Annotated in this window: 10 protein-coding genes; 5 read left to right on the forward strand and 5 right to left on the reverse strand. The window is 69.1% G+C overall.

Features of this window, described 5'->3' with window-relative positions; translation table 11 throughout:
* The first annotated feature begins 254 nt into the window (after positions 1-254).
* Positions 255-533, forward strand: coding sequence for a hypothetical protein (locus tag ACWJ6R_RS23315; RefSeq protein ID WP_449064269.1), 279 nt, complete (start codon positions 255-257; stop codon positions 531-533).
* 57 nt (positions 534-590) lie between these two features.
* A complete protein-coding gene (locus ACWJ6R_RS23320) occupies positions 591-1,679 on the forward strand; it encodes a hypothetical protein (protein ID WP_449064270.1) in 1,089 nt (362 codons plus the stop codon).
* Positions 1,680-1,786: 107 nt separating this feature from the next.
* On the opposite strand, the gene ACWJ6R_RS23325 is transcribed toward ACWJ6R_RS23320, so the two are convergent.
* On the reverse strand, positions 1,787-2,494 hold the full coding sequence (locus ACWJ6R_RS23325; protein WP_449064271.1) for a sensor domain-containing protein: 708 nt from the start codon (positions 2,492-2,494) through the stop codon (positions 1,787-1,789).
* A 589-nt stretch (positions 2,495-3,083) separates the two neighbouring features.
* Between ACWJ6R_RS23325 and ACWJ6R_RS23330 the strand changes: the two genes are divergently transcribed.
* Both ACWJ6R_RS23330 and ACWJ6R_RS23335 read left to right on the forward strand, forming a co-directional pair.
* Positions 3,084-3,668 (forward strand): DUF6461 domain-containing protein, encoded by a 585-nt coding sequence (locus tag ACWJ6R_RS23330; protein ID WP_449064272.1) that lies wholly within the window; start codon positions 3,084-3,086, stop codon positions 3,666-3,668.
* 149 nt (positions 3,669-3,817) lie between these two features.
* On the forward strand, positions 3,818-6,487 hold the full coding sequence (locus tag ACWJ6R_RS23335; RefSeq protein ID WP_449064273.1) for a hypothetical protein: 2,670 nt from the start codon (positions 3,818-3,820) through the stop codon (positions 6,485-6,487).
* Between the two features lie 139 nt (positions 6,488-6,626).
* Here ACWJ6R_RS23335 and ACWJ6R_RS23340 read toward each other — a convergent pair whose 3' ends face one another.
* The 3 genes from ACWJ6R_RS23340 to ACWJ6R_RS23350 all read right to left on the reverse strand — a co-directional run bounded on the left by ACWJ6R_RS23340 (position 6,627) and on the right by ACWJ6R_RS23350 (position 7,841).
* A complete protein-coding gene (locus ACWJ6R_RS23340) occupies positions 6,627-6,821 on the reverse strand; it encodes a helix-turn-helix transcriptional regulator (protein WP_449064274.1) in 195 nt (64 codons plus the stop codon).
* The gene (locus tag ACWJ6R_RS23345) at positions 6,818-7,237 is read right to left on the reverse strand and encodes a hypothetical protein (RefSeq protein WP_449064275.1); all 420 of its coding nucleotides are present in this window, start codon (positions 7,235-7,237) and stop codon (positions 6,818-6,820) included. Before ACWJ6R_RS23345 ends, ACWJ6R_RS23340 begins: the two co-directional genes overlap by 4 nt.
* 118 nt (positions 7,238-7,355) lie before the next feature.
* Positions 7,356-7,841 (reverse strand): hypothetical protein, encoded by a 486-nt coding sequence (locus tag ACWJ6R_RS23350; RefSeq protein ID WP_449064276.1) that lies wholly within the window; start codon positions 7,839-7,841, stop codon positions 7,356-7,358.
* Positions 7,842-7,933: 92 nt separating this feature from the next.
* On the opposite strand from ACWJ6R_RS23350, the gene ACWJ6R_RS23355 reads away from it, so the two are divergent.
* Complete coding sequence (locus tag ACWJ6R_RS23355) at positions 7,934-8,608, forward strand: TetR/AcrR family transcriptional regulator (RefSeq protein WP_449064277.1); 675 nt, start codon at positions 7,934-7,936, stop codon at positions 8,606-8,608.
* Between the two features lie 39 nt (positions 8,609-8,647).
* Here the strand turns inward: ACWJ6R_RS23355 and ACWJ6R_RS23360 are convergent.
* Positions 8,648-9,111, reverse strand: a 464-nt coding sequence (locus tag ACWJ6R_RS23360) for a hypothetical protein (protein ID WP_449064278.1), incomplete at its 5' end; no start/stop codon positions are given.

Below are 9,111 nucleotides of genomic sequence, written 5' to 3' on the forward strand. Positions count from 1 at the left end.
CGAGTCGGGCATAGCGCATCAAGCTGATCAATTCACAAACTCGCCGGGGCCCTGCGCGTCGAGGTAGCTGTACACGGTCGACCTCTTCACCTCCAACGCGTGGCGATCCCCTGCACCAAGAACCGCAGCCGCCCGTCCTCGCCGGTCGCGTTGTACGTCTCGCGCGCCCGATTGCGAGGGCTTCGGCTTCGGGCAGCCGAAGTTACAGCCCGACGTTCCGCATCGTGTTGTCCCGCCACCGGTCCACCGCCCGGATGTACCGCAACACCACCGGCGACCTGCGGGTGCCGAAAATTAATCCGCCCAGATCAAGCCGCATGCCGACACTCCCTGAGGACACCACCGAGCCGATCATGTCAGCGGATGCCGAACCCGGTGATCCGGGCTCGATCGGCGCCCGGCCGGGGAGCGGCCTACCGAAGGGCCCCGTGCGGCCGATGACAGCTGTAGAACGCCTCGAACTCGCGCAGGGCATGCAGCTCCTGTGCGCCTTCTCAGCCCGTCTCAGCTTCGTCACAGGGGTTCCCGCGTAGCGTGCGGGAGCATGGCGGACACACCGCGCACCACGGCAGCGCTCCAGTGGTCGGATCATGAGTGAACCCACGCGTACGGTGAACGGGCCGGCACCCGGCTGGTGGCGTCGATGGTCGTCGTGGGCGGGGTATGCGGCGCTCGGCTGGGCACTGCTGTACGGCGGGTTCGGTCTGATCGCGGCGCTGACCGGAACCGCGGTGTTCTACCGTGCCGACGAGCCGCTGCCGGCCGCTCTGAACTGGATCATCGCGCCCGTCGCCGCCTCGGCGGCAGTGACGGTCTCGGCCGCAGTACGGTCCCGGGGCCGGCGCGTTCCCCGGCGGGTCGTTTCCGTCACACTGATCGGGTTGTGCGTGCTGACCGGCGCGGCCGCATTCGGTCTGCTGATGGACGTGGTCACCTTGGTCTTCACCCAGAGTGTCGACAGCTGGACGGCGACCGCCAACCGTGCCCTGGCCGCGATCGGCGTGGTGCTGCTCATCGCCACGGTCCGCGCCCACCTTTCCTCCGGAGCCTGCGTGCGGTGCGGCGCCGTCCACACCTCCTCCACCGCACGGACCAGGCCGGAGCCCACCCCCGCGCCGCCGCGCGTGCGCGTGCTGGCCTATGCGGGTGCCGCGGCGTTCCTGCCGTACGCGGCCATGAAGACGACCTGGGCGCTGGGCGGGACCTTCGCCGGTGTCAGCGGAGCGCAGATGCTGGCGACGATGGAGCGCAACGGCGCCTCCGAGGTGATGCTCACCCTCGAACGCTGGGGCATCGACGCCACAGCGCTGCTGGCCGCGCTCGGGGTCTTCCTCATCTTCGGCCTGGTCCGGCCGTGGGGGCAGACCTTTCCCCGCTGGACGCTCGTCCTGCGCGGCCGGCGGGTGCCGCGCTGGTTGCCGCTGACCCCCGCGCTGCTCGGCGCCGCCACGCTCGCGCCCTACGGAGCGATCGGACTCGTCTACGCCGCGCTGGGCACCTTCGGAGCGGTGACCGTCCCCCGCGGGGACTTCCCCACCCCGGGGGACGCCCTGCTGGTGACCTGGATCGGGTTGGGCGCCTTCGCCGTGTACGGCATCGCCCTGACCGCGGCCGCCTGGTCCTACCTGCGCCGTACCCGGCCGGTCTGCACACCCCTCGGAGCGGGGGTCCCGGCATGAATCACCTGTTCCGGTCGTACTCGACGTGCAGAAGCGTGAGTGCGGTGATGGTCAAGAGCCATGAAACGGTATACGGCGCCAGAACGGCGGATACGCGGTGACCTCTCTCAAGCGGTGGAAGCGGCGCGGTGCTCGCGGGGCCGGTCGGCGAAGGCACGCGGGGACTCACCGGCGAGAACCCGGTCGTCGATGTGCTCGTGCGGCTCGGCGGCCCCGGTCAGCATGGCCCGGCTGAGCCCGGCCTGCACCAGCGCCGCGCCGCGGATCACCACCGGCAGCGTGAGGGTGAACAGCACGCCGATCGCGGTGGTCATGACCACGCCGATCAGGGCGCTGTCACCGAAGCCGAGCAACTCGGCCAGGCCGTTGTTGTCCGGGATCCCTTCGAGGATCCACCCGTAGACCGGGTAGGTCAGCCCGGTGATCGCCCCGGCCCACCAGGTCACCGTGAGGCAGAACGTCACGATGGCGACCGGGAGGTTCACGATGCCGTACAGCAGATCCATCCAGGACTGGCCGTTGATCAGCGGGTTCACCAGCCGGCGGAACATCCCGGCGTCCTGCGGGGCGGGCCGGTAGCGCGGCCGGGCCACCGGGTGGCCGAGCACCTCCGGCAGCATCCGGCGCTCCAGATCGGCGAAGCCACGGGCGAGCATCAGGGACGCTCCCAGGATCGGCACCCCGACCCAGATGACCACCGTTCCCACACCGAGGGAGAAGCCGGTGACCATCAGACAGAAGGCGACGATCGCCAGGGGGAGACCGAGGAGCAGGTAGCGGGTGTCGGTGCCGATGCGGCGCATGAGGAGGTTCATGGGGCAACGCTATGAGCCCCGGTCAGGGGAGATCGATCCGGTCGGCAGGCTTCTCGGGGTAGGGCCAGCCCTATCCTCCCCAGTGGGATGAGCTCCATGCCGAAGGGGCCTGTCGACCTCTGACGGGTAATGGCCAAGGGCCCGTGTTCGCTCGGTGGCTGCTCTCCTGTCGTGGTACGGCCCGGCACACAACGACACAGCCCGACTGATCTTGTTCCGCTTTGGCGGACATCCGAGATCAGGGGCTCATCCGTAGTCGTCCCTTGAGAGAACGGGATGCGATCACCGCCGAATATGTACTGAGGTGCTTACGCCCAACGGCGGGGCGCGCCCTCACGATCGCCTACGGGTGGCTGACCACCGTCTGCTGAACCGGCTCCTCCGCTCATCGGAAAATCGAAAGCCCACCGCCCGGCAGGCAGGCAGGCAGGCAGGCAGGCAGGCAGGCGAAGCGCAAACCGTCAGGGCCGCAGGTGCTCCACGCCTCGTAGCGGGAATCGGGTTTCACGTACAGCGCACAGACGACGAGCGAAGTTGTCGGCCCCCTCTGTCATGATCACCGCGATACGGCTTCCAGGAAGGCGGGCGAATGGGCAGCGCCACGGCAGCGACCTATGAATGGCTCTGCGAGGAGTTCAGCGACGACACCGGCGAGACCTGGCTCTGCGCCGGCTTCGTGCGGGACCTGTCCCCTCGGGAAGCATTGCGGCGCATCCACGTCACCCCGGGCTCTCTGAGCGAGTCGGGACAGGGCGTCGCGGCCTACGCAGCCGACGGCGGAACCGTCCTGATCGAGTACGGCCGGCCGAGAACCGTCTACGACAAGACCCACCTGCTGTCGGTGGGCACCGCCGCGGCAGCGGTGTACGTGAACATCAACGACGAAGGCTTCACCTACTGCGTCGACAGCCGGCGGATCACCACGTTCAGCCTGTACGCCTATTCCCTTCGGGAGGGTGCCGACCCCGACCGGCTCCGGGCGGATGTCCAGGACCTCGGCATGGACATCGACGGCGACCAGCTCGGTTTCCCCGACGATCCCGTCGCCGGCGCTCTGGCCCTTGCCGAACGCGCCACAGGCGTCCGCCTGACTGCCGCCCGTTTCGCCCGTCCGGCTCTGATCGGATCCACCGATCACATCTACCCCATGGCCGCTGACGCCCTCCGCTCATGAAGATCCGGAACATACGCGGAACGATCTCGGCCAGTCATATTCGATGCGGCGCGAAACCTCAGGTCACGGATGATCCGGCGATGTCTGGTAGAGCGTCCGCAGATCCTCAGCGACCTGCCGATGCAGGCGGCCCCGATGGGAGTGCAGGCATGAATCCGTGGGAGGAGATCCGGCAGCGGATCGAGGCTGAGGCCGGCAGCACCACCGAGTTGCTGGCATTCGTGACAGAACTTGACGCATCGGCCCGTAAGGCGGTGGCCGCGCACCTGCCGGAATACCTGACCGAGCGACTGCGTGGCGGCTCTCGGTCCCGCTGGGAGGTCATGGATCAGGCCGAGGCGTTTCGTGTCGTGGGCGCGGCCTGCCTGCCCGGAGCCGCACAGGTGACGGCGTGGCTCAACCGCCGGGAGTTCCGTACCGTGCCCTCGCCGAGGGCGGACGCCGAACGCGTTTCGCGGCTGCTCCGCGACCGGAAGGAGGAATGGCGCCGGGACCTCGCCCACCGGCTGGTCGCCGGGCTTCGCCCGGGCGGGCGTGGAGCCGAGTCGCGGTCGCAGGGCGAGCCCGGCTGGGAGCTGGCGGCGAACCTGGTGATCGAGACAGGGATCCAGCCTCCCGAGAACGATGCCTTCGTGGCAGGCTGGGTCTGGGACCTGCACCACAGACTGTGGTCAGGTGCGGACATCCAGGTGGTCCGCGATCATCCGCTCTTGGACGTCATGGTGCCCCGGCTGTTCCGCGCGGCTGGCGTCGCTCATGCCCTGGCGTACGACCGGGTGCGGAACACCGGGAGTCGACTTCCTTCGATCATCGGTGCGCTGGCCGGCCTGGCGGCCGAAGGGCGAGTGGACCGGCAGAGGCTGCTGGACGGATGCGCCGCCCGGTTCCTGAACAGCAGCGGGGCGGAAGGCGCCGGAGGATTCGTGATCCTGTGGCAGGAACTGCAACCGACGCTCGCCGAGCTCCCGATCGTGGACCTGGTCCGGGTGCTTCCGATCGCCGCCTCCCAGCTCGCGCAGCTGGCCACCGACGAACTCCGCCGCGCCGACGAGGCGACGGGGCTCGACGACGACCTGTTCGCCGAGGCGGTCTACGCTCTGGCGTTCCGGCCGGAGAAGAAGCACGTCACGGCCGCGCTGCGGTGGATCGCCCAGGCGGCACCGGAACGCGCCGACGGCTCGCTCGCGGCGCTCGCGCAGATCTTCAACCAGGACACCCCGGCCCTGCGTGACCGGGCGGTACGGCTGGCGCTCAAGCTGGCGCCGCACGCGAGCCAGACGGCCGGGGACGTGGTGCGGGAGGCGGCGGCGGTCCTTCCGCCGGAGCCGCTCGGCCGGATCGCCGACGTCTTCGGTGAAGTCGAGCCGATGCCGTCGCAGGCCCCGGTGGCCGGATCCCTGCCGCCGGTGGCCCCGCTCCCCGACCTGCCGGCGCCGCTCGGCTCGGCGACGGAACTGGCCGATGAGCTGTTCTCTTTGGACTGGGCGTCCTGGCCTATGCGGTACGAGCAGATCCTGTCCGCACTGGTCGAGCTGACCCACCGCGACCACGCCTCCACCGCCGAGGATCTGCGGTCGCGGTGGCGGGAGAGATGGGGGGACTTCGACTACGCCTACTCGTTCTGGGCTGACAGCCGTACCTCCTACACCCCTCACTCGTTGCTGACCCTCTGCACGTTCGCGGTCATATCGCCCTCGTCCAGCGCCGGGCTCTCCCGCCGGATCGACGAATACCTCGCGAAGAACCCTCCCTACAAAACCGTGCTCGACTGGTTCGTCCGGGACCGGTTCCGGGAGCTCATCGCCCTGTTCGAGGCCGGCCGGACCATTCCGGTGCTGCTGGCCACCCCGACCGCTCCCACCGGGCACCTCGACGCCGGCACGCTGGTCGACCGACTGGAACGCCTCGGTGACAACGAACCGCTGCCTCTCGACTTCTGCCAAGCCCTGCTCCGCCTGCCCCGAGCCGTCGATCCCGCGGCACTCGCACGCGCGGAGAAGCTGACGTCGGCAGCGGGCAAGCAGCTGACGGCGTGGCTGCGCGGCGGCGGGCTGACCGACCCGATCATGACGTACGGCCCGGCGAGCATGATGCGCAGCCTGGGCGGATATCAGAACTACGTCCGTGTCACCGAGCTCCACGCCCGCATGACCCCGGCGCAGGACCTGCCGGAGCCCATCCGCGATCTGTGCACCCTGGAGCCGAAGGAGTGGTTCGCGGGTCATTCGGACCAGATGGTGTGGTGGCCGGCCATCATGCCGTCCCACCGGGAAGTGATCGCCGCGCACGTGCTGGAGTGCTTCGCCGTGGACATCCGCTACAGCCACGCCCAGGTGGATGTGCTGCCCCCTCTGATCCGGGGCGAGGGCCCGGTCGGAGCGGCGACCGCGAGCGCGATCGTCCTGGGCATGGGGCACAAACTGCCCGCCACCAGGGCGCAGGCGGTCGACGCGGCGAAGATCCTCGCCGCACGCGGGGAACTGCCCGCGGACGACCTCGGATGGGCGCTGGGGCAACTGTTCCGCTTGGACGCCGTGAAGCTCGACCGGGTCACGCCGGCGCTGGAGGAACTCACGCTGTCCGGTGCGCACACCGAAACGTGGACGATGCTGGCCCGCGCGCTTCCGGTCTTGCTGCCCGCGACCGGAGACCGGCCCGCTGCCGGCCTTGCCGACCTCCTGGCGGTCGCGGTCAAAGCCGCCGCCCTCGCCGGAGCTCGGGCCGATGTCCCGGGGTTGACCGAACTGGCCGCGCGCAAGAGCCGCAGCCGCCCGGTCGAAGAGGCACGCGGCCTCCTCCAGACGATCAGCCCAGCGTGAGGCGGTCGCAGCGTCCCGCCGCCGACGGCGACGTAGAGGACCAGACTCTGTTCCTCTACACCGCCGACCCCGGTAGCCCGTCGCAGGACGACCTGCGCCTGCTCGGACTTCGGACCAGCGGTGACTCGCCGAGATCACCTCATTGATCGTCGAGAAAGATCTCTTCGATCCTCAGGTCGAACAGCTTGGCGAGACGGAAGGCGACCGGAAGGCTCGGGTCGAACTTCCCTGTCTCGATCGCGTTGATCGCCTGCCTTGACACGCCGGCGCGCAGAGCCAGATCGGCCTGCGTCCAGGCGCGTTCGGCCCGAAGGTCCTTGATGCGGTTCTTCATCGGTACCTGATCTTGCCGACGAAGACGGCGATCACGTAGACGGCTCCCAGGAGCACCGGGAGGACCGCGAGATCGACGTCGTGGACGACGAGGTCGGCGGCGTCCGCGACGACGTAGCCGAATCCGCCGATCCACCCCACTCCGAGGGCGACCGCCAGCGCATCCTGAATGATCTTCCGCTGGAACTCGTCCTGCGCTCGGAGGAAGCGTGAGAAGGCGATGATCCATCCGATGCCGATGATCAGATTGGCGGCCACCGCGGCCCAGCTCGCCGCCGGTTGCCGCAAGTCCCACAAGAGTCCGGGGCCGAACTTGGCCAAGGCGAGGGTCGCCACCCAGGCGAGTGTCCAGAGCGTGAACCGGACGGCTGTCTTGATCGAGGCCTGATAGGCCCCGGTGTCATCGTGTGATTGCACGGATCGCCCTTCCTGCGACGAAAAGTCAAGTACACCTGACACGATAGGAAGCTTCCACCGTAATGTCAAGTACACCTGACATCGTCCGAGGCGACCCCGATCCGAGTGAGAGCCGATGTCAGGCCACCGCCACCTCCGCCTCGCGGTGGTGCCCCTCCACCGCTCGCCAGAAGATCAGCGCGATCATCGGCGAGGAGACCGCGTAGCCGGTGACCGCCAGGAACGGGGATTCGAGCAGGAACACGGCGACCGCGGCGAACGGCACCGTGATGCCGTACCTCACCGCGGTGGACGCGGCGGACAGGAGCTTCGCCCGCTGGTGAACCGTGAGCATCTCGCCGAACGAGTGCTGCAGCAGGTACACCGGCACGGCGATCAGGAACCCGAACAGGAGCAGCCGCGCGAGGCCGCGGTCCATCTCCGGCGTGGCGAACGCCGCGACGAGCCAGGGAGCGGCGACGACGCATGCGGCCAGGGCCTCGGTGCCCAGCGTGCCGATCAGGGTCGTGACGATGATGGTGCCCGCGTAGTCGTTGAAGTGCCGGACGCCGATTCCCGGCGCGGTGCGGAGCATCGAGGCGAACCCGACGATCACGAGGCCCATCAGGAAAATCGTCGAGGTGAACCCCGCGTAGTCGCGCGGAGTCGGCTCGGTGCGCCGCAGGGATTCCGGATTCGACTTGTACAGTGAACAACATGGTCAAGGAGATGGCCGGAGGCCGTGCCCGCCAAGCGGCCGATCCGGAGCGAGAGCCCCTGTCTCGGGAACTGATCCTGCGGCGTGCCCTGGAAATGATCGACGAAGCCGGAGTGGAGGCGCTGAGCATCCGGCGGCTCGCCACCGACCTCGGCGTGTTCCCCACCGCCCTGTACTACTACCTGCCGACCAGGAACGCGGTGCTGCGCGGTGTCGTGGAGAGCGTCCTGGAGGAGATGGACCTCACCCGGGCCCGCACCGGCGCCTGGCGGGACCGGGTGCGGGCGCTGTGCCTGGCCCTGCGGCAGGTCGCGCACGCCCATCCGCGGCTCTTTCCCTACCTGGCCTCCTATCCCGAGAGCACCGTGCAGGAGTACAGGATCTACGAGGAGCTGTACCGCGCGCTGGAGGAGGCCGGTCTTCCCCCGGCGCGAATCGTGCAGGCGAGCATACTGATCTTCTCCTACGCCACCGGTTTCACGCTCGCCGAGGTCAGCGCCACCATCGGGCCGCCGGACGAGAGTGAGTCCGACCAGCTGTCGGCGCTGCCCGCCGCCGAGTTCCCCGCCACCCACCGGCTAGCCGGAGAGATCCGCGGCCTCGACCTGGAGGCGAGTTTCGAGGCCGGGATCGAGGCGATCCTGGATGGCCTGACCGCGCGAGAGGCCGGGTGAGCAGGAGCCGGTGCGGCCGTCGGAGCGGTCAGAACGCTGTCAGTTGGCGCAGTCCTGACTCTTCAGGGCCAGGATCATTTCGCTGACCTTGCCGCGCGACAGCTGGAAGAGATAGTCGGCCTTCGGATTGCCCGGAACGGTGACGACGGCGTATCCGTTGGCCGCCCGCCGTACCCCGGGATAGGCCTTCTTCAGTCGCCCGGCGGTGGAGCCGATCTTGATTCCCCGGGGCGTCTTGACGCCCTCGGGCGCGGAGATCACGGCCACGCCGCGTCTCTTGGAGATGTGCAGGTCCACGCTGTCCGCGCCGCCCGGGTACGCCTTCAGGTCCCATGCCGTGCACGGGCCGGAGCCGGAGATGTACACGATCTTCTTGGTGGCCTTGGCCTTCCTGGCGCTCATCCCGAGCCGCACGCCCCCGAATCCGAACGGCCCGAACGCGTCGGCCGAGGTCGAGGAGGCGGCCGCCGCCGCGGCCGGCCGCGGTAGTGCCGCCGCGCCGG

The sequence above is a fragment of the Planomonospora algeriensis genome, assembly GCF_977012225.1.